This window comes from Allobosea sp. FG18 (assembly GCF_057809495.1).
In genome coordinates, this window is sequence record NZ_JBMDKB010000045.1 from 1 (window position 1) to 21,100 (window position 21,100).

The following is a 21,100-nucleotide window of genomic DNA, read 5'->3' on the forward strand; positions in this document are numbered from 1 at the left end:
CCCCGATCGCGATGGAAGAGAAGCTCCGCTTCGCCATCCGCGAAGGCGGCCGCACGGTTGGAGCAGGGGTTGTTGCTTCGATCATTGCTTGATCGACTGCACACAGAGCAATTTGGGAAAGGGCGGTGGCGACACCGCCCTTTTTCTTTGTCTGAAGCCTACACCCCCGCCATTGGGCGACCGCAGGCGCGTTGGAACAGCTTGTTCGATAATCTGTACACAGCTGTGCATGTTCGTGCCGTAGCGCCCTGAAAATCAGCCGGCTATCTGTTCGGGAACGGTCGCCGCTGCGAGAGCGACCGCCGGGAGCCATCGATGACGACGAGAAAGCCAAGACTGCGGATCGGCCTGATCGGCACGGGCTTCATGGGCAAGGCCCATGTCTTCGGCTTCGCCGCGGCGCAGCGCGTCTTCGACCTGCCTTTCGAACTGGAGCTCCATACGGTCGCCGACAGGGATGAGGCGCTCGCTGCTGCCGCTGCACGGGCCCTCGGCTTTGCCCGCTCAAGCGGCGACTGGCGCAGCCTCGTTGCCGATCCCGAGATCGACCTGATCGACATCACCGCGCCGAACGCCTTCCATCGTGAGATGGCGCTCGCGGCCATCGCCAACGGCAAGCATGTCTATTGCGAGAAGCCGCTGGCGCCGACGGCGGCGGAAGCGCGCGAGATGGCCGATGCGGCCGCTGCCGCGAAGATCAAGACTCAGGTCGGCTTCAACTATCTCCGCAATCCGATGCTCGGGCTGGCGCGGGAGATGATCCGGGCTGGCGAGATCGGCGAGGTCAGAAGCTATCGCGGCATCCATGCCGAGGACTACATGGCCGATGCCGCGACGCCTTTCGGCTTCCGGCATGAGCCGGCCGGCGGCGGGGCGCTCGCCGATATCGGCAGCCATGCGCTGGCGACGGCGGAATTCCTGCTCGGACCGATCGAGACGGTGATGGGCGATTGCGTCACCGCCATTGCCAGCCGGCCGGACGGGAAGGGCGGGCAGCGCGCGGTCGAGGTCGATGACGCCAGCCGCGCCTTCCTGCGCTTCGCCAATGGCGCGAGCGGCAACATCGAGGCGAGCTGGATCGCGACCGGCCGCAAGATGCAGCATGATTTCGAAGTCTACGGCACCCAAGGCGCGCTGCTCTTCACGCAGGAGCGCCTCAACGAACTACACTTCTACAGCACGGCCGATGCCGCCGGACGACGCGGCTTCCGCCGGATCGAGGCCGGGCCGGAGCACGAGCCCTATGGGCTGTTCTGCGTGGCGCCGGGCCATCAACTCGGCTTCAACGACCTGAAGGCGATCGAGGTGGCGCGCTTCATGGAGGCGATCGCGGGCTTGAGGCCCGAGCCGTTCGACTTCCGCGCGGGAGAGCGCATCCAGATGCTGGTCGAGACGATCCAGGCCTCGGCGCGGGAAGGGCGCTGGCTGGACGCTGCCTGACCCCGCGAAGGGCGCAGGGCGCCCGCCTGCCGGGCGGGCTGGTCCTTGAGGCGATGGCTCTCTAGACATGAGGACAGGGCCGTCACCCGATCCGTGCCGAACGCGGACGACCTGTCAGCCGGCCCGAGGGAGGTTTGTCTCATGGGTTTCGTGCCGCCGTTTCCGGGTATCCATTCGATTGTCTTCGCGCTGTTCGACGAGCATGAGCGGCTCGACCGGGCCGCGATGCGGAAGCAGGCGCAGATCAGCGTCGATCTCGACGTGCAGGGCATGGCGGCGCTCGGACTTGCGACCGAGGTCTCCAAGCTGAGCTTCACCGAGCGCTGCACTGTGATGGAGTGGATGGCGGAGGATGTGGCGGGCAAGAAGCCGCTCGCCTTCACGATCTTCGGCTCGTCGGTGGCGGAGCAGGTCGCGCTGGTGAAGGTCGCCGAGAAGAACGGTGCCGATTGGGTGATTCTCCAGCCGCCGATGGTCGGCAGCTTCGGCGCGGCCGAATATATCAATTTCTTCGGGCGCATCGCCGAGACGACCTCCCTGCCGGTCGCGATTCAGAACGCGCCGGCCTATATGGGCCGGGGCCTCTCGGCCGAGGATATCCGCGAGCTGACGCGGCGCTATCCGAATATCAGCCTGATCAAGGGTGAGGGTACGGTCGTCGAGATCGAGCGGCTGATCGCGGTCACAGAAGGCCGGCTGCCGATTCTCAATGGGCGCGGCGGGCTCGAACTCATCGATAATTTCCGCGCGGGCTGCGCCGGCATGATCCTGGCGCCGGACACGATCGATTACGCGCTGCGCGCCTATAACCGCTACAAGGCCGGCGACGAGGCCGGGGCGGATGCGGCCTATCGCGAGGTTTTGCCGGCGATCACCTTCATCATGCAGTCGATCGAGACCCTGCTTTGCTACGGCAAGCGCATTTTCGGGGCGCGCGCCGGCATTCCGATCCATGACCGCGGCCCGGCGCTGAGACCCACCGAATTCGGGCTGAAGCTGGTCGAGCGCTATGCGCGGGAGCTCGGCCCCTACAGCAAATGAGGACGGCGCGCGATTTCGACTTGAAATGCGCCGCGCCTTGGGGCACATGACGCCCACCTGCAGGGGTATAGCTCAGTTGGTAGAGCGGCGGTCTCCAAAACCGCAGGTCGCGGGTTCGAGCCCTGCTGCCCCTGCCAGTCGTCCCGCTGGCGACTTCAAGCCCGGATGCCCAAGCAGGTTGGCGAGGCATCCATGACCCAGAACATCTACGACGACGAGACCTTCTTCGCGGGCTACAGCCAGCTGCCGCGTTCGGTCCATGGCCTGGACGGCGCGCCGGAATGGCCGGTGCTGCGCGGGATGCTGCCGGCGCTGGCGGGCCAGAGCGTGCTCGATCTCGGCTGCGGCTTCGGCTGGTTCTGCCGTTTCGTGGCGGGCGAGGGGGCTGCGGGCGTGCTCGGCGTCGACGTGTCCGAAAAGATGCTGGAGCGGGCTCAGCGCGAGACGACCGATTCCCGCGTGGCCTACGAGCGTGCCGATCTCGAAAGCTATGCGCCGCTGGTCGCGGCCTTCGACCTCGCCTACAGCTCGCTCGCCTTCCACTATGTCGCGGACCTCGCCGGGCTGTTCGGACGGGTGCATACCGCGCTCAAGCCGGGCAGCAGCCTTGTCTGCTCGGTCGAGCATCCGATCATGACGGCGCCCGCGCGGCAGGAATGGTTCACGGATGCCGATGGCCGCGCGACCTGGCCGGTCAACGGCTATCACGACGAGGGCAGGCGGGTGAGCAACTGGCTGGCGGAGGGTGTGGTCAAGCGCCACCGCACCATCGGCAGCTATCTCGACCTGCTGCTGGGCGCCGGCTTCAGGCTGGACCGGCTGGTCGAATGGGCGCCGAGCCCGGAGCAGGTCGCGGCCGAGCCGGGCTGGGCGAAAGAGCGTGAGCGGCCGTTCTTCCTGCTGATCGCGGCGAGCCGGGCCTGAGAGCGGTGAATCTGAAGCGAGCACATGTGTTTCTCGAGCCCTCATCCTGAGGAGCGGGCCGAAGGTCCGCGTCTCGAAGGATGAGGGCTTGGGGTCAAATGGTTCGTCCCGCGCCGAACCCGAAAGGGTCTTGGCTAAAGGCCTCAAGCGATGTAAGAGGCTTGCAATGACGGCGCGCAACCCTCCCTGGGTTCCGCGCCGCGAATGTTTCAGGACGGCCGAATCGGCACCGCACGGGATCGCGGAACGGTTCGGAACCCGAGGTGGTTCATGGCGAAATCCAATCCCTTCCAGTTCCTGCAGGACGTGCGCTCCGAGGCGACCAAGGTCACCTGGCCGTCGCGCCGCGAGACGCTGATCACCACGGGCCTCGTGCTCGCCATGGTGGTTCTGTCCAGCCTGTTCTTCCTCTTCACCGACACCGTCATCCGCTGGGTGCTCGGCCTCGTCCTCGGCGCCCGTTGAACGGAATTACGAACGTGAGCACCCGCTGGTATATCGTCCACGCCTATTCGAACTTCGAGAACAAGGTCGCCCAGTCGATCCGCGACCAGGCCGCGCAGCGCAATCTCGCCGACAAGTTCGACGAGGTGCTGGTGCCGACCGAGAAGGTCGTCGAGGTTCGCCGTGGCCGCAAGGTCGAGGCCGAGCGCAAGTTCTTCCCGGGCTATGTCCTGGTGAAGTGCGAGATGACCGACGAGGTCTATCACCTCATCAAGAACACGCCGAAGGTCACCGGCTTCCTGGGCGCCGACAAGGCCAAGCCCATGCCGATCCCCGAGAGCGAGGCGATGCGGATCAAGGGCCAGGTCGCCGAAGGCGTCGAGCGGCCGAAGCCGACGATCGTTTTCGAGGTCGGCGAGCAGGTCAAGGTCGCGGACGGGCCCTTCGCCTCGTTCAACGGCGTCGTCGAGGATGTCGATCACGCCCGTGCCCGCCTCAAGGTCGCGGTCTCGATCTTCGGTCGCGCCACGCCGGTCGAGCTCGAGTACAGCCAGGTCGAGAAGCTCTGAGGTTTTTCGATCCCGTTCCGGAGCGCTCATCCTGAGGAGCTGCGTCCGCGGCGTGCCGACGGATGAGCCAGGAGGCTCCGGAGCAATAACATCCTTCGAGATGCAAGCTACGCTTGCTCCTCGGGGGGAGGGCTGTGGTTCGGCGTTAACGAATCCACTTCCCTTCGGCGCTGCCTTGTGTCATAGGGCGCGCCTCAACCGCGTGGGAGGCGTGCCGGTCGCCAGCCGGATCACAGGCGCCGCACCACGCACTGCAACCACCCCGGCCCCGATGAAGAGCATCGGCAGGCGGGGTCGTCGTCGTTCCGAATAGGCATCGGGGCGGACGGCAGGAGCAGCCATCATGGCGAAGAAGATCACGGGCTACGTGAAGCTTCAGGTTCCGGCGGGCGCGGCCAATCCGTCGCCGCCGATCGGTCCGGCGCTGGGTCAGCGCGGCCTCAACATCATGGAATTCTGCAAGGCCTTCAACGCGAAGACCCAGCAGATGGAAAAGGGCATGCCGATCCCGGTGATCATCACCGCGTATGCCGATCGCTCCTTCACCTTCGAGATGAAGCAGCCGCCGGTCTCGTACTGGCTGAAGAAGGCCGCTGGCCTGACCTCCGGCTCGAAGACCCCGGGCAAGGGCGGCAATGTCGGCAAGGTCACCACTGCGCAGATCGCCGAGATCGCCGAGAAGAAGATGGCCGATCTCAACTGCGACACCGTCGAATCGGCTTCGGCCATGATCCGTGGCTCGGCCAGGTCCATGGGCCTGGAAGTCGTGGGCTGAGGGAGGCTGACCAATGGCACATGTCGGAAAGCGCGTCGTCAAGGGCCGTGAGGGCATTGACCGCACCAAGCTGTACTCGCTCGACCAGGCTGTCACGTTCATCAAGGAACGCGCCAACGCCAAGTTCGACGAGACTGTCGAGATCGCGATGAATCTCGGCGTCGATCCCCGCCACGCCGACCAGATGGTCCGCGGCGTCTGCAACCTGCCGAACGGCTCGGGCCGCACGCTGCGCGTCGCCGTCTTCGCCCGTGGCGCCAAGGCCGAAGAGGCCAAGGCTGCGGGTGCCGACATCGTCGGCGCCGAGGAGCTGGTCGAGTCCGTCCAGAAGGGCGAGATCAACTTCGATCGCTGCATCGCGACCCCGGACATGATGGGTCTCGTCGGCCGTCTCGGTAAGGTGCTCGGCCCGCGCGGCCTGATGCCGAACCCGCGCGTCGGCACCGTCACCATGGACGTGACCGCCGCCGTCGCCGCCTCGAAGGGCGGTTCGGTCGAGTTCCGCGTCGAGAAGGCCGGTATCGTCCACGCCGCCGTCGGCAAGGCCTCGTTCTCGGCCGAGAAGCTCTCGGAGAACATCAAGGCGTTCGTCGACTCGGTCACCAAGGCGAAGCCTGCCGGCGCCAAGGGCACGTACATTCAGCGCGTCGCCCTGTCGTCGACCATGGGTCCGGGCGTCAAGATCGAGCCGAACACCGTCTTCGGCGGCTGATCAGGCTGAAGGGAAGGGCGGCTGGCTCACCGGCCGCCCACCCGCTCTTGATTTCACGAAGTCAAGAGCCTACTTGGCAGAAGCAGGCTGAAGCGCTATGACGCAGCCTGTTTCCATAAGTGAAGGGGCTCCGGCGTGCCTGGCGCGAGGGGGTCTGTTTCGCGTTTTTCGGCGGTTTTCCGCTGAAGAATGGGTGATTTGAGCCAGGGAAAGCGATTTCCACGGCATGGAATCATCCAGTCCTGTCTGAGACTGCAGGTGCCTTCCCGGCTCGTCCGGGAGCATAATTTCGCCAAGAGGCCTGCATAGACGGTGCAAGAGCTTAGTCCCGGATCGCGAGGTCCGGAAAAGACGGTTCGAACCATCTCGCCCGATCGTGACCCTCAGGGGTCGGGAGCGGGGACAGGGCACCAAGCGTCGCTTTGCGGGACGCCGGTGTCAACCGGGGTTTCGGGAAGCGGCATTTGCAACCGGCGGCAGGCCCTCAAAGCTTGTCGCCTACCGGAGAGAGCCCAGTGGATAAAGCGGCAAAGAAAGATGCCGTCGCGTCGCTGAATGATGTGTTTTCGAGCACGTCGGTCGTCGTCGTGGCCCACTATGCGGGTTTGACCGTGGCCCAGTTCCAGAAGCTTCGTCGCGAGATGAAGGCGAATGGTGCCACTGTTAAGGTCGCAAAGAACCGCTTGGCCAAGATCGCTCTTGAAGGCACCGACGTCGCGTCCATCAGCAAGCTGCTGACGGGTCCCACCCTGATCGCTTATTCGAGCGATCCGGTCGCGGCGCCGAAGGTCGCCACCGCTTTCGCCAAGGAGAACGACAAGCTCGTCATCCTGGGCGGCGCGATGGGCACGACCGCCCTGAACCCCGATGGTGTCAAGGCTCTGGCCACGATGCCCTCGCTCGACGATATGCGCGCCAAGCTCATCGGCCTTATCCAGGCCCCGGCTACGAAGCTCGCGCAGCTCACGAACGCGCCCGCCGGCAAGCTGGCTCGCGTGGTTCAGGCTTATGCCGACAAGAATGCGGCTTGATAGCCAGCAATTCCTTATCGTTCGAACCTCTTAAGACAGGAAGTTAAACATGGCCGATCTCGCCAAGCTTGTCGACGATCTCTCGTCGCTCACCGTTCTCGAGGCTGCTGACCTCGCCAAGATGCTCGAAGAGAAGTGGGGCGTTTCCGCCGCCGCCGCCGTCGCCGTTGCGGCTGGTCCGGCTGCTGGTGGCGCTGCCGCCGCCGCTGCTGAAGAGCAGACCGAGTTCACCGTTGTCCTGGCCTCGGCCGGCGACAAGAAGATCGAGGTGATCAAGGAAGTCCGCGCCATCACCGGCCTGGGCCTCAAGGAAGCCAAGGACCTGGTCGAAGGCGCTCCGAAGCCGGTCAAGGAGTCGGTTGCCAAGGACGAGGCCGAGAAGCTCAAGAAGCAGCTCGAGGCCGTCGGCGCCAAGGTCGAGCTCAAGTGAGCTTGGGCCGGCTGATGCCGGTCCGACCGTAGTCACTATCGACAGTCCCGGGGCGGCTCACGCCTCCGGGGCTGTTGCGTCGTTTCCGCGTTGGTGCGCGGGAGTTGTTTTCGAGGTTTGCTGCAACCTTGCGGCGTGACCTCGATGGAAATGTAGGGTCGGCGCGATGCGGCGCCGAACGGCTCACCCGGCGGCCTGCCGCCGTCGACCGCCCGGACCTCCGGGTGAGCCGTCCGAAGAGATTGCGAGGAACAACATGGTCAATTCGCTCCAGGGTCGCAGGCGCGTCCGCAAGTTCTTCGGCAAACTCAAGGAAGTGGCTGAGATGCCGAACCTCATCGAGGTTCAGAAGGCGTCCTACGATCAGTTCCTGATGGTCGACGAGCCCAAGGGCGGCCGCGCCGACGAGGGCTTGCAGTCCGTCTTCAAGTCCGTCTTCCCGATCGGCGATTTCTCCGGCGCCTCGCTGCTGGAGTTCGTGAAGTACACCTTCGAGCCGCCGAAGTACGACGTGGACGAGTGCCGCCAGCGCGGCATGACCTTCTCGGCGCCGCTCAAGGTGACGCTGCGCCTGATCGTGTTCGATATCGATCCGGACACCCAGGCCAAGTCCGTCAAGGACATCAAGGAGCAGGATGTCTACATGGGCGACATGCCGCTCATGACCGACAACGGCACCTTCATCGTCAACGGCACCGAGCGCGTCATCGTCTCGCAGATGCACCGTTCACCGGGCGTGTTCTTCGATCACGACAAGGGCAAGACCCATTCCTCGGGCAAGCTGCTCTTCGCCGCGCGCATCATCCCCTATCGCGGTTCCTGGCTCGACATCGAGTTCGACGCCAAGGACATCATCTATGCCCGTATCGACCGGAAGCGTAAGATCCCGGTCACCTCGCTGCTGTTCGCGCTCGGCATGGACGGCGAGGAGATCCTCAACCGCTTCTATAACCACATCACCTATACCAAGGACGCCAAGGGCTGGCGCGTTCCCTACGACGCGGAGCGCATGAAGGGCTTCAAGGCCTCCGAGGACCTGATCGACGCCGATACCGGCGAGGTCGTGGTCGAGGCCGGTAAGAAGCTCGTCGCCCGCGCCGCCCGCCAGCTGGCGGAGAAGGGCCTGAAGTTCCTGCGCGCGCAGGACGAGGACCTGTACACCCAGTACATCGCCGAGGATCTGGTCAACCCGGCGACGGGCGAGGTCTATGCCGAGGCCGGCGAGGAGATCACCGAGAAGCTGCTGACGCAGCTCGTCGAAGAGGGCTTCGACGAGATCCCGGTGCTCGACATCGACCACATCACGGTCGGCCCCTACATCCGCAACACGCTGAACGTCGACAAGAACTCGCGCCGCGAGGAAGCCCTGTTCGACATCTACCGCGTGATGCGTCCGGGCGAGCCGCCGACCCTCGAGACGGCTGAGAACATGTTCCAGTCGCTGTTCTTCGACGCCGAGCGCTACGACCTCTCGGCCGTCGGCCGCGTCAAGATGAACATGCGCCTCGACCTCGACGCCGAGGACACCGTGCGCATCCTGCGCAAGGAGGACATCTTCGCGGTCGTCAAGGCGCTGGTCGACCTGCGCGACGGCAAGGGCGAGATCGACGACATCGACCATCTCGGCAACCGCCGCGTGCGCTCGGTCGGCGAGCTCATGGAGAACCAGTACCGCCTGGGTTTGCTCCGCATGGAGCGCGCCATCAAGGAGCGCATGTCCTCGGTCGATATCGACACGGTCATGCCGCAGGACCTGATCAACGCGAAGCCGGCGGCCGCCGCCGTGCGCGAGTTCTTCGGCTCGTCGCAGCTCTCGCAGTTCATGGACCAGACCAACCCGCTCTCGGAAGTCACCCACAAGCGCCGTCTCTCGGCGCTTGGCCCGGGCGGCTTGACCCGCGAGCGCGCCGGCTTCGAGGTGCGCGACGTGCACCCGACCCACTATGGCCGCATCTGCCCGATCGAGACGCCGGAAGGCCCGAATATCGGCCTTATCAACTCGCTCGCCACCTTCGCGCGAGTGAACAAGTACGGCTTCATCGAGAGCCCCTACCGCCGCATCCGCGACGGCAAGGTCACGAACGAGGTGATCTATCTCTCGGCGATGGAAGAGGCGAAGTACAACGTCGCCCAGGCGAATGCCGCCGTCGATGCCGAAGGCCGCCTGACGGACGACCTGATCGTCTGCCGTCGCGCCGGTGAAGTCATCGTCACCCCGGTCGACAAGGTCGACTTCCAGGACGTGTCGCCGAAGCAGCTCGTCTCGGTCGCCGCGGCGCTGATCCCGTTCCTCGAGAACGACGACGCGAACCGCGCGCTGATGGGCTCGAACATGCAGCGCCAGGCGGTGCCGCTGGTTCGCGCCGACGCGCCCTTCGTCGGCACCGGCATGGAAGCCGTCGTCGCCCGTGACTCGGGCGCTGCGATCGCGGCCCGCCGCGGCGGTATCGTCGACCAGGTCGACGCGACCCGTATCGTTATCCGCGCGTCCGACGAGATGGACCCGACCAAGCCCGGCGTCGACATCTATCGCCTGCAGAAGTTCCAGCGCTCCAACCAGTCGACCTGCATCACGCAACGTCCGCTGGTCCGCGTCGGCGACATCATCAAGAAGGGCGACATCGTCGCCGACGGCCCGTCGACGGAGTTCGGCGAGCTCGCTCTCGGCCGCAACGTGCTCGTCGCGTTCATGCCGTGGAACGGCTACAACTTCGAGGACTCGATCCTTCTCTCCGAGAACATCGTGGCCCAGGACGTCTTCACCTCGATCCATATCGAGGAGTTCGAGGTCATGGCCCGCGACACCAAGCTCGGCCCGGAGGAAATCACGCGCGACATTCCGAACGTTTCGGAAGAGGCGCTGAAGAACCTCGACGAAGCCGGCATCGTCTATATCGGCGCTGAGGTTGCTGCGGGCGATATCCTGTGCGGCAAGATCACGCCGAAGGGCGAAAGCCCGATGACGCCGGAAGAGAAGCTTCTGCGCGCCATCTTCGGCGAGAAGGCTTCGGACGTGCGCGACACCTCGCTGCGGGTTCCCCCGGGCGTGCAGGGCACGATCGTCGAGGTCCGCGTGTTCAACCGCCATGGCGTCGACAAGGACGAGCGCGCCCAGGCGATCGAGCGCGAGGAGATCGAGCGTCTCGCCAAGGACCGTGACGACGAGCAGGCGATCCTGGACCGCAACACCTTCGCGCGTCTGGCCGAGATCCTGACCGGCAAGACCGGCCTTGCGGGCCCGAAGGGCTTCAAGAAGGACACGGTCATCACCCGCGAGGCGATGAGCGAGTTCCCGCGCTCGCAGTGGTGGCTGTTCGCGACCGCCGAAGACTCGCTGATGACCGAGATCGAGGCGATGCGGAAGCAGTACGACGAGTCGAAGAAGCGCCTTGAGCAGCGCTTCCTCGACAAGGTCGAGAAGCTGCAGCGCGGCGACGAGCTGCCTCCGGGCGTGATGAAGATGGTCAAGGTCTTCGTCGCGGTGAAGCGCAAGATCCAGCCGGGCGACAAGATGGCCGGCCGTCACGGCAACAAGGGCGTGGTCTCGCGCATCGTGCCGGTCGAGGACATGCCGTTCCTCGAGGACGGCACCCATGCCGACATCGTGCTGAACCCGCTCGGCGTGCCCTCGCGAATGAACGTCGGACAGATCCTGGAGACCCATCTGGGCTGGGCTGCCGCCGGTCTCGGCAAGCAGATCTCCAAGGCCCTCGACGCCTACAAGAAGTCCCACGACTTCAAGGCGCTGAAGGCCGAGTTCGACGCCGTCTACGAGGATAACGAGATCGTCGCCTCGATGGACGAAAACGAGCTCGTCGAGATGGGCCAGAACCTGCGCCGCGGCGTGCCGGTGGCGACGCCGGTCTTCAACGGCGCCAAGGAGGCCGATATCGAGCGGCTCCTGGAGCAGGCGGGTCTGCACTCCTCGGGCCAGTCGACCCTCTATGACGGCCGCACGGGTGAGCCTTTCGACCGCAAGGTGACGATGGGCTACATCTACATGCTCAAGCTGCACCACCTGGTCGACGACAAGATCCACGCCCGTTCGATCGGTCCGTACTCGCTCGTCACCCAGCAGCCGCTGGGCGGCAAGGCGCAGTTCGGCGGCCAGCGCTTCGGCGAAATGGAGGTCTGGGCGCTCGAAGCCTACGGCGCCGCCTACACCCTGCAGGAAATGCTGACGGTGAAGTCGGACGACGTCGCGGGCCGCACCAAGGTCTACGAGTCGATCGTGCGCGGCGAGGACAACTTCGAGGCGGGCATCCCGGAGAGCTTCAACGTGCTCGTCAAGGAAATGCGCTCGCTCGGCCTCAACGTCGAGCTCGTCAACAACAAGGCGAAGCCGGGCGAATTGCCGCCGGCCGAGGCGGCTGAATAAGTCGTTAACCAAGCCTTGGGTACATGCCGGCGGCACTGATGCCGCCGGCCACGGATTTCAGAAGCCGGGCAGGGTGGCCTTCGTCCCCGCCGGCTAGAGGAGACAGGCGATGAAGCAAGAGGTCATGAACCTTTTCGGCCAGCAGCCGGTCCAGCAGGCCTTCGACGCGATCAAGATCTCGATCGCGAGCCCGGAGAAGATCCTGTCCTGGTCCTATGGCGAGATCAAAAAGCCGGAGACCATCAACTACCGCACGTTCAAGCCGGAGCGTGACGGCCTGTTCTGCGCGCGCATCTTCGGGCCGATCAAGGACTACGAGTGCCTGTGCGGCAAGTACAAGCGCATGAAGTTCAAGGGCGTCATCTGCGAGAAGTGCGGCGTGGAAGTCACGCTCGCCCGCGTCCGGCGCGAGCGCATGGGCCATATCGAGCTGGCCGCCCCGGTGGCGCATATCTGGTTCCTGAAGTCGCTGCCCTCGCGCATCGGCCTCCTGATGGATATGCCGCTCAAGGACCTCGAGCGCATCCTCTACTTCGAGTCGTATGTGGTCATCGAGCCGGGTCTGACCCCGCTCAAGGACCGTCAGCTGCTGTCGGAAGAAGAGTATGTCCGCTGCCAGGAAGAGTACGGCGCCGACACCTTCACCGCCATGATCGGCGCGGAAGCGATCCGCGAGATGCTGCGCGCGCTCGACCTCGATCAGATCAACGCCGACCTCAAGCATGAGATCGCGACGACAACGTCGGAGCTGAAGCCCAAGAAGCTGATGAAGCGCCTCAAGATCATCGAGGCCTTCCAGGAATCGGGCAACAAGCCGGAATGGATGGTGATGACCCAGATCCCGGTCATCCCGCCGGATCTGCGCCCGCTCGTTCCGCTCGATGGCGGCCGCTTCGCGACCTCGGACCTGAACGACCTCTATCGCCGCGTCATCAACCGCAACAACCGCCTGAAGCGCCTCATCGAGCTGCGCGCGCCGGACATCATCATCCGCAACGAGAAGCGGATGCTGCAGGAGTCCGTCGACGCCCTGTTCGACAACGGCCGCCGCGGCCGCGTCATCACGGGTGCCAACAAGCGCCCGCTGAAGTCGCTCGCCGACATGCTGAAGGGCAAGCAGGGCCGCTTCCGCCAGAACCTGCTCGGCAAGCGCGTCGACTATTCGGGCCGCTCGGTCATCGTCGTCGGCCCGGAGATGAAGCTGCACCAGTGCGGCCTGCCGAAGAAGATGGCGCTCGAGCTGTTCAAGCCGTTCATCTATGCGCGCCTCGACGCCAAGGGCTACTCGACCACGGTCAAGCAGGCCAAGAAGCTCGTCGAGAAGGAGAAGCCTGAGGTCTGGGATATCCTGGACGAGGTCATCCGCGAGCATCCGGTGATGCTGAACCGCGCGCCGACGCTCCACCGCCTGGGCATCCAGGCCTTCGAGCCCGTGCTGATCGAAGGCAAGGCGATCCAGCTGCACCCGCTGGTCTGCGCCGCCTTCAACGCGGACTTCGACGGCGACCAGATGGCCGTGCACGTCCCGCTGTCGCTCGAAGCGCAGCTGGAAGCGCGCGTGCTGATGATGTCGACCAACAACATCCTGCACCCCGCGAACGGCATGCCGATCATCGTGCCGTCGCAGGACATCGTGCTCGGCCTGTACTACCTCTCGATCGTCTCGGACGGCGAGCCCGGCCAGGGCAAGATCTTCGGCGATTTCGGCGAACTCGAGCACGCGCTGCACGAGAAGGTCGTGACGCTGCATTCGAAGATCAAGTATCGCTGGACCGGCACCGGCAAGGACGGCAAGCCGTACACGAAGATCTACGACACCACGCCTGGCCGCGTGATCCTCTCGACCGCGCTGCCGGACCATCCGGCCGTGTCCTTCGACGTCAGCAACCGCCTGATGACCAAGAAGGAAATCTCCGGAATGATCGACGCCGTGTATCGCGGCTGCGGTCAGAAGGAATCGGTGATCTTCTGCGATCGCGTCATGGCGCTGGGCTTCCGCCACGCGTTCAAGGCCGGCATCTCCTTCGGCAAGGACGACATGGTCGTGCCGGAGAACAAGTGGGATATCGTCGACACGACCCGCGCGCTCGCCAAGGATTACGAGCAGCAGTACCAGGACGGCCTGATCACCCAGGGCGAGAAGTACAACAAGGTCGTCGACGCCTGGGCGAAGTGCTCCGACAAGCTCGCCCAGGAGATGATGGCCCGCATCTCGACCGTCCAGAAGGACGAGACCGGCCGCGACAAGCAGATCAACTCGATCTACATGATGAGCCACTCGGGCGCTCGTGGTTCGCCGGCGCAGATGCGCCAGCTCGCCGCCATGCGCGGCCTGATGGCCAAGCCGTCGGGCGAGATCATCGAGTCGCCGATCATCTCGAACTTCAAGGAAGGTCTCGACGTTCTCGAGTACTTCAACTCGACCCACGGCGCCCGTAAGGGTCTCGCCGACACGGCGCTCAAGACGGCCAACTCCGGCTATCTCACCCGCCGTCTCGTCGACGTGGCGCAGGACGCGATCATCTCCGAGGTCGACTGCGGCTCGGATAACGGCATCAAGATGCGCGCCATCGTCGATGCCGGTCAGATCGTGGCTTCGCTCGGCATGCGCATCCTGGGTCGCGCCACGGCCGAGGACATCGTCGATGTCGACGGCAACGTCCTCGTCGCCAAGGGGATCGTGATCGAAGAGAGCGACATCGCCAGGATCAACGCCGCCGGCGTCCAGGAGGTGAAGATCCGTTCGGTTCTCACCTGCGAGACCAAGAACGGCGTCTGCGCCACCTGCTACGGTCGCGACCTCGCTCGCGGCACGCCCGTCAACATGGGCGAGGCCGTCGGCGTCATCGCGGCGCAGTCGATCGGCGAGCCGGGCACGCAGCTCACCATGCGTACCTTCCACATCGGCGGCGCGGCCACCATCGCCGACCAGTCCTTCGTCGAGTCGAACTTCGAAGGCACGGTCAAGATGCGCAACCGCAACGTCGCGCGGAACTCGGACGGCGACCTCATCGCCATGGCGCGCAACATCGCCATCGTGATCGTCGGCCCTGATGGAGCCGAGCGCGCGGTCCATCGCGTCCAGTTCGGCTCGAAGCTGCGCGTCGACGAGGGCGACAAGGTCAAGCGCGGCCAGCGCCTGATCGAGTGGGACCCCTATTCCCGCCCGATCCTCGCGGAAGTGGACGGCAAGGTCGGCTACGAGGACCTCGTGGACGGCATGTCGATCACCGAGACGACCGACGAGGCGACCGGCATCTCCAAGCGCGTCGTCATCGACTGGCGCGGTTCGGCCCGTACGGCCGATCTCAAGCCGGCGATGGTCATCTTCGGCGCTGACGGGAAGGTTGCGAAGCTCGCCCGTGGTGGCGAGGCCCGCTACATCCTGCCGGTCGACGGCATTATCTCGGTGGAGCCGGGCCATGCGATCAAGGCCGGCGACGTGCTCGCCCGTGTCTCGACCGACTCGGCCAAGACCCGCGACATCACCGGCGGTCTGCCGCGCGTCGCGGAGCTGTTCGAGGCACGTCGTCCGAAGGACGCGGCGATCATCGCCGAAAAGTCGGGCGTGATCGGCTTCGGCAAGGACTACAAGAACAAGCGTCGCGTTACGCTGACGCCGCATGACGGTTCCGACGGGGTCGAGTACCTGATCCCGAAGGGCAAGCACATCCACCTTCAGGAAGGCGACGTCGTGGAGGTCGGCGACTACATCCTCGACGGCAACCCGGCCCCGCACGACATCCTTGCGATCAAGGGCGTCGAGGAGCTGGCGGCTTATCTGGTCAACGAAATCCAGGAGGTTTACCGCCTCCAGGGCGTGACCATCAACGACAAGCACATCGAGGTCATCGTCCGGCAGATGCTGCAGAAGGTCGAGATCACCGAGTCCGGCGACAGCGACATCCTGACCGGCGACCAGGTCGATCGGATCGAGCTGGAAGAGGTCAACGCGAAGCTGCGCGAAGAGGGCAAGAAGCCGGCATCCGGTGTTCCGGTCCTGCTCGGCATCACCAAGGCCTCGCTGCAGACCCGCTCCTTCATCTCGGCGGCGTCCTTCCAGGAGACCACCCGCGTCCTCACCGAGGCGGCGGTCAACGGCAAGTCGGACATGCTCGAAGGCCTCAAGGAGAACGTCATCGTCGGCTCGCTCATCCCGGCCGGCACCGGCGCCCAGGTCGCCCGCATCAAGCAGGTGGCCACGCGCCGCGACGATCTCATCGTCGGCCAGAAGGCGGATGCGGCGGCCAAGGCCGCCAAGGCAGCCGCCGCGGTGCTCCCGGCTGCCGAATAAGCAGCCCGGCGAAAGCCTCATGCTCTCAAACGGCCGCCTTCGGGCGGCCGTTTTCTTTTGTGTCAGCCGTGGCGATGCCTGAGCTGCGCGCCTTGAAGGATACGGATCATCCTGGCGCTCTCGCCGCAGAGAGATGGGGACCAAATTTCCGTCTGCTCACATTTTGTTCACGCCATCTGATGCTCTAAGGGTGCGAAGCTACTCCCGGTTTCGAAAGCAGGGCGCTGCAGGGACATGATGCGCTGGCCAGAAAGGCAAGAAGGCAGGGAAGCCTTCGATCACGAGACGCCGGCCGGCTTCGTCGCGGCGGTCGAGGCGATCTATGACGCGGCTCCGGCGCCCGAGCGCTGGCCCGCCGCGCTGCAGGCGATCGCCGATTCATTCGGCGATGTCGGCGCCCATATGATCTATCAGCGGGACGACGGCACCTATGGCTCGATCTGTTCGCCCGGGCTGGAGGCGGCCCTGCGGGATTACGAGACGGGGGAGTGGTGGCGTCATGACGTGCGCTTCTCGCGCTCACTTGAATGCGGGGCGATTGCCCGTTCCGATACGATCTCGGATCGCGACATCGCCACGCCGGAGGAAAGGAAGCGCCTGCCATTCTACACGCAGTTTCTGCGCTCGCATGGCCTCGGCTGGTTCGGCGGGGTCGGGATCTCTCCCGATCCGCGCGTGGGTGTCGCGCTAGCGGTTCAGCGCGCCGCGGAGAGGGGGCCACTGTCGGAGGCTGAGCTCGAAACCCTCGGCCGGTTGGGGCGCCATGTCGAGAACGCCCTGCGTCTCGGGATCAGGCTGATCAATGCCGAAGCCTCGCAGCACGCGCTCGCGGATGCCCTAACCCGGCTCGGGGTCGGCGTCTTCCTGCTTGCCGGCGATGGGCGGGTGCTGTTCTCCAATCCGGCTGGACAGGCGCTCACCGGGGACGGCCTGCTGGTCAGTGGGGGGCGGCTGACGGCACGGGCGGAGGCGCCGCGCGATATGCTGCGGGCCCGGATCGCCGACGCGGCTTTCGGCGACACGGCCCTTCTCGATGCGCCACGTCCGGTCGTCGTGCAGGATCACCAGCGCGACGGTTTCCTGGCCGTGCATGTGATCCCGGTCCGGAGGGCGGATCGCGGTGCGGTCGAAGCGTTGCTCGCGGATGTCGCCGCGATCGCTGTCGCCATGAGCTCGCAGGTCAACGGCCCCGCCGATCCGGCGCTCGTGCGTGACCTTCTCGGCCTGACGCTGGCCGAGGCACGCCTGACGGCCCTGGTCGGGGTGGGGCTGGCGCCGCGCGAGGCGAGCCAGCGTCTCGGCATCACCGAGGAAACGGCGCGTACGACCCTGAAGCGCGTCTTCCAGAAGACCGGTGTAACGCGGCAGAGCGAGTTGTCCGCGCTTCTGGCTCGAATGGCGGTTCGCTAGGGCAGGGGTGCTGCGGCTGCTGTTCTCCGGGAGGGCTTCCCCCTGGCCGGTGATTCTCTCCTGGGGATCATGCGGGAGCTGGAACTCGAGGGAGCTTTACGCTCTGTTTACGGCCGTTATGCTGACGATCGGCGCGCGGCATGCAGCCGTAGCCGGTTCGGTGCCGCCATTCGCCCAGTGGGTGGCGGAAATGCAGGCCTAAACGGGCCTGGAACCGGAATCCGGGGTTGACGCGAATCTTCGCGTGAGTCATAAGCGCGCCACTGTCGACGGCTGTCGGACACGTTTGTCGCTTGCGCATGGTTCGCAAGCGAGTTTCGCGACCGAAACTCCGTCGGAATTCCAGCGTCGATTGACGACATGGCAGGATGCATGAGCGCGGGTTTTCCGTGTTCCTCTGCTGGCGAGCGCGCCTGAGGCCCCTGAAAGGGCGCCGATGGCGCGGCTTCGTTTATGTCATGGCTTTGCTCGGCCTGGGAGATTGACCAGGAATTTCCAAACGCTCAGTGGGGCGAGAGGCCAGAATGCCGACAATCAGCCAGCTCATCCGCAAGTCGCGGTCGCCCGTGAAGGCGCGTAACACCGCCCCGGCGCTTGAGAATTGCCCGCAGAAGCGCGGCGTTTGCACGCGCGTCTATACGACGACCCCGAAGAAGCCGAACTCCGCGCTCCGTAAGGTTGCGAAGGTTCGCCTGACCAACGGCTTCGAGGTGATCGGCTACATCCCCGGCGAGGGTCACAACCTCCAGGAGCACTCTGTCGTCATGATCCGTGGCGGCCGCGTGAAGGACCTTCCCGGCGTGCGCTATCACATCCTGCGCGGTGTGCTCGACACGCAGGGCGTCAAGAACCGCAAGCAGCGCCGTTCGAAGTACGGCGCCAAGCGTCCCAAGTAATTTCGGCCTGACCGGCCGGGCGAGCAGCCTGAGCCGGTTCGCCGCGTTGAAGATTTACGGAGACTAGACGATGTCCCGCCGCCACAGTGCCGAAAAGCGCGAAGTTATCCCGGACCCGAAGTTCGGCGATATCGTCGTGACCAAGTTCATGAACTCGGTCATGTACGAAGGTAAGAAGTCGACCGCCGAGCGGATCGTCTACAGTGCCTTCGATATCATCGAGGCGAAGACCAAGAGCGAACCGCTCGGTGTCTTCAAGTCGGCGCTCGAGAACGTCGCTCCGGCGATCGAGGTTCGTTCCCGCCGCGTCGGTGGCGCGACCTACCAGGTTCCGGTCGAAGTCCGCACGGAGCGCCGCCAGGCGCTCGCCATCCGCTGGCTGATCGCTGCCGCTCGCGGCCGCAACGACAAGACCATGGTGGAGCGCCTGTCGGCCGAGCTGATGGACGCTGCCAACAATCGCGGCAACGCCGTCAAGAAGCGTGAAGACACGCACCGGATGGCGGAAGCCAACCGCGCCTTCTCGCACTACCGCTGGTAAGCGGCGTACTGCACCGAGACACAGAGCACGATCATGGCCCGTTCCCATCCCATCGACCGTTATCGCAACTTCGGCATCATGGCCCACATTGATGCCGGCAAGACGACGACGACCGAACGCATCCTGTTCTACACCGGCAAGAGCCACAAGCTCGGCGAAGTCCATGATGGCGCTGCTACCATGGACTGGATGACGCAGGAGCAGGAGCGTGGCATCACGATCACCTCTGCTGCGACGACCTGCTTCTGGCAGGACCACCGCCTGAACATCATCGACACCCCCGGCCACGTCGACTTCACCATCGAAGTCGAGCGTTCGCTGCGCGTGCTCGACGGCGCCGTCTGCGTTCTCGACGGCAACCAGGGCGTCGAGCCCCAGACCGAGACCGTCTGGCGCCAGGCCGACAAGTACGACGTTCCGCGCGTCGTCTTCGTCAACAAGATGGACAAGATCGGCGCCGATTTCTATCGCTGCGTCCAGGACATCATTGACCGCGTCGCCGGCAAGCCCGTCTGCCTTCAGATCCCGATCGGTTCGGAGTCCAACTTCGCCGGCGTCGTCGACCTCGTGAAGATGAAGGCGATCGTCTGGAACGGCGAGGCGCTCGGCGCTTCGTACGAGGAGCAGGACATCCCGGCCGATCTCGCCGACAAGGCTGCCGAGTACCGCTCGAAGCTCGTCGAGGCTGCCGTCGAGATGGACGACGCCGCGATGGAAGCCTATCTCGAAGGCACCGAGCCGGACGCCGCCACGCTGCGCCGCCTGATCCGCACTGCGGTTCAGCGCCGCGCGTTCCACCCGGTCCTCTGTGGCTCGTCCTTCAAGAACAAGGGCGTGCAGCCGCTGCTCGACGCCGTCGTCGACTATCTGCCGTCGCCGGTGGATCGCGGCGCGGTCGAAGGCATCGACTTCAAGACCGAAGAGCCGACCACCCGCAACCCGACCGACTCCGATCCGTTCGCGATGCTCGCGTTCAAGATCATGGACGACCCCTTCGTCGGCACGATCACCTTCTGCCGCGTCTATTCCGGCAAGGTCGAGGCGGGCCAGGGCGTCATCAACTCGACCCGTGACAAGAAAGAGCGCGTCGGCCGCATGCTGCTGATGCATGCGAACAACCGCGAGGACATCAAGGAGGCTTATGCCGGCGACATCGTCGCCCTGGCCGGCCTCAAGGACGTCCGCACCGGCGACACGCTCTGCGATCCCGTCAACGCGGTCATTCTGGAGCGTATGGAGTTCCCCGAGCCGGTCATCACGATCGCGATCGAGCCGAAGTCCAAGGCCGACCAGGAGAAGCTGGGCCTCGCCCTGTCGAAGCTCGCGAACGAGGATCCCTCGTTCCGCGTGTCGACCGACCAGGAGAGCGGCCAGACCATCCTGAAGGGCATGGGCGAGCTCCATCTCGACATCAAGGTCGACATCCTGCGCCGCACCTACAAGGTCGATGCCAATATCGGCGCGCCGCAGGTTGCGTATCGTGAGACGCTGACCAAGAAGGCCGAGATCGACTACACCCACAAGAAGCAGACCGGCGGTACCGGCCAGTTCGCTCGCGTCAAGCTCGTCATCGAGCCGAACGAGACCGGCAAGGGCTTCGAGTTCGAGTCGAAGGTCGTCGGCGGTTCGGTGCCGAAGGAGTACATTCCCGGCGTCGAGAAGGGCCTGAATTCGGTCATCGGCTCGGGCGTGCTCGCCGGCTTCCCGGTCGTGGACGTCAAGGTCACACTGATCGACGGCGCCTTCCACGAAGTCGACTCGTCGGCCCTGGCCTTCGAAATCGCCTCCCGTGCAGCGCTGCGCGAAGGTCTGCAGAAGGGCGGCTCCGTGCTGCTCGAGCCGATCATGAAGGTCGAAGTCGTGACCCCGGAAGACTATACCGGCTCGGTCATCGGCGACCTGAACTCGCGTCGTGGCCAGATCCAGGGCCAGGACATGCGCGGCAACGCCGTCGTGATCAACGCGATGGTTCCGCTGGCGAACATGTTCGGCTACGTGAACCAGCTTCGCTCGTTCTCGCAGGGCCGCGCGAACTACACGATGCAGTTCGACCACTATGAGCAGGTGCCGTCGGCGGTGGCCGCCGAGGTCCAGGCCAAGTACGCCTGAACCCCGCACCGACCCGACTGACCATTTGAACAAGATCTGACGGAGGCTACGATGGCCAAAGAGAAGTTTTCGCGGAACAAGCCGCACTGCAACATTGGAACGATTG

16 protein-coding genes and 1 tRNA gene are annotated in these 21,100 nt (G+C 64.9%); all 17 read left to right on the top strand.

Translation table 11 applies throughout. The features are described 5' to 3' along the window. Positions 1–92 (top strand): EF-Tu C-terminal domain-related protein (locus ACODTJ_RS27920; protein ID WP_488849582.1); only part of this gene is annotated, 92 nt, incomplete at its 5' end. A 223-nt stretch (positions 93–315) separates the two neighbouring features. Continuing rightward, complete coding sequence (locus ACODTJ_RS27925; RefSeq protein ID WP_454656585.1) at positions 316–1,440, top strand: Gfo/Idh/MocA family protein; 1,125 nt, start codon at positions 316–318, stop codon at positions 1,438–1,440. Between the two features lie 141 nt (positions 1,441–1,581). After that, positions 1,582–2,481, top strand: coding sequence for a dihydrodipicolinate synthase family protein (locus ACODTJ_RS27930; protein ID WP_454656586.1), 900 nt, complete (start codon positions 1,582–1,584; stop codon positions 2,479–2,481). A 61-nt stretch (positions 2,482–2,542) separates the two neighbouring features. Next, positions 2,543–2,618: transfer RNA gene (locus ACODTJ_RS27935), tRNA-Trp, on the top strand. Positions 2,619–2,673: 55 nt separating this feature from the next. Then, the gene (locus ACODTJ_RS27940; protein WP_454656587.1) at positions 2,674–3,405 is read left to right on the top strand and encodes a class I SAM-dependent methyltransferase; all 732 of its coding nucleotides are present in this window, start codon (positions 2,674–2,676) and stop codon (positions 3,403–3,405) included. A gap of 270 nt (positions 3,406–3,675) precedes the next feature. Continuing rightward, positions 3,676–3,870 (top strand): preprotein translocase subunit SecE, encoded by a 195-nt coding sequence (gene secE / locus ACODTJ_RS27945; protein ID WP_061966725.1) that lies wholly within the window; start codon positions 3,676–3,678, stop codon positions 3,868–3,870. Between the two features lie 14 nt (positions 3,871–3,884). Further along, entirely contained in the window at positions 3,885–4,418 is a 534-nt protein-coding gene (gene nusG, locus ACODTJ_RS27950; protein WP_377838347.1) for a transcription termination/antitermination protein NusG, read from the top strand. A gap of 343 nt (positions 4,419–4,761) precedes the next feature. Continuing rightward, on the top strand, positions 4,762–5,193 hold the full coding sequence (gene rplK, locus ACODTJ_RS27955) for a 50S ribosomal protein L11 (protein ID WP_038358273.1): 432 nt from the start codon (positions 4,762–4,764) through the stop codon (positions 5,191–5,193). Positions 5,194–5,206: 13 nt separating this feature from the next. Further along, on the top strand, positions 5,207–5,905 hold the full coding sequence (gene rplA, locus ACODTJ_RS27960) for a 50S ribosomal protein L1 (protein ID WP_454656588.1): 699 nt from the start codon (positions 5,207–5,209) through the stop codon (positions 5,903–5,905). Positions 5,906–6,420: 515 nt separating this feature from the next. Next, positions 6,421–6,936: a 50S ribosomal protein L10 gene (rplJ, locus tag ACODTJ_RS27965; protein ID WP_454035649.1), complete on the top strand. Its 516-nt coding sequence runs from the start codon at positions 6,421–6,423 to the stop codon at positions 6,934–6,936. 49 nt (positions 6,937–6,985) lie between these two features. Further along, on the top strand, positions 6,986–7,366 hold the full coding sequence (rplL, locus tag ACODTJ_RS27970; protein ID WP_454656589.1) for a 50S ribosomal protein L7/L12: 381 nt from the start codon (positions 6,986–6,988) through the stop codon (positions 7,364–7,366). 256 nt (positions 7,367–7,622) lie between these two features. Further along, positions 7,623–11,744: a DNA-directed RNA polymerase subunit beta gene (gene rpoB / locus ACODTJ_RS27975; protein WP_488851370.1), complete on the top strand. Its 4,122-nt coding sequence runs from the start codon at positions 7,623–7,625 to the stop codon at positions 11,742–11,744. A gap of 109 nt (positions 11,745–11,853) precedes the next feature. Further along, the gene (gene rpoC, locus ACODTJ_RS27980) at positions 11,854–16,038 is read left to right on the top strand and encodes a DNA-directed RNA polymerase subunit beta' (protein ID WP_454656591.1); all 4,185 of its coding nucleotides are present in this window, start codon (positions 11,854–11,856) and stop codon (positions 16,036–16,038) included. A 234-nt stretch (positions 16,039–16,272) separates the two neighbouring features. Continuing rightward, positions 16,273–17,448 carry a helix-turn-helix transcriptional regulator gene (locus tag ACODTJ_RS27985; RefSeq protein ID WP_454656592.1) on the top strand — a complete coding sequence of 392 codons (1,176 nt, stop codon included), beginning with the start codon at positions 16,273–16,275 and terminating at the stop codon, positions 17,446–17,448. A gap of 524 nt (positions 17,449–17,972) precedes the next feature. Further along, a complete protein-coding gene (rpsL, locus tag ACODTJ_RS27990; RefSeq protein ID WP_199085547.1) occupies positions 17,973–18,344 on the top strand; it encodes a 30S ribosomal protein S12 in 372 nt (123 codons plus the stop codon). A gap of 70 nt (positions 18,345–18,414) precedes the next feature. Continuing rightward, complete coding sequence (rpsG, locus tag ACODTJ_RS27995; protein WP_488851373.1) at positions 18,415–18,885, top strand: 30S ribosomal protein S7; 471 nt, start codon at positions 18,415–18,417, stop codon at positions 18,883–18,885. A gap of 33 nt (positions 18,886–18,918) precedes the next feature. After that, entirely contained in the window at positions 18,919–20,994 is a 2,076-nt protein-coding gene (fusA, locus tag ACODTJ_RS28000) for an elongation factor G (RefSeq protein ID WP_454656593.1), read from the top strand. Positions 20,995–21,100 lie beyond the last annotated feature (106 nt).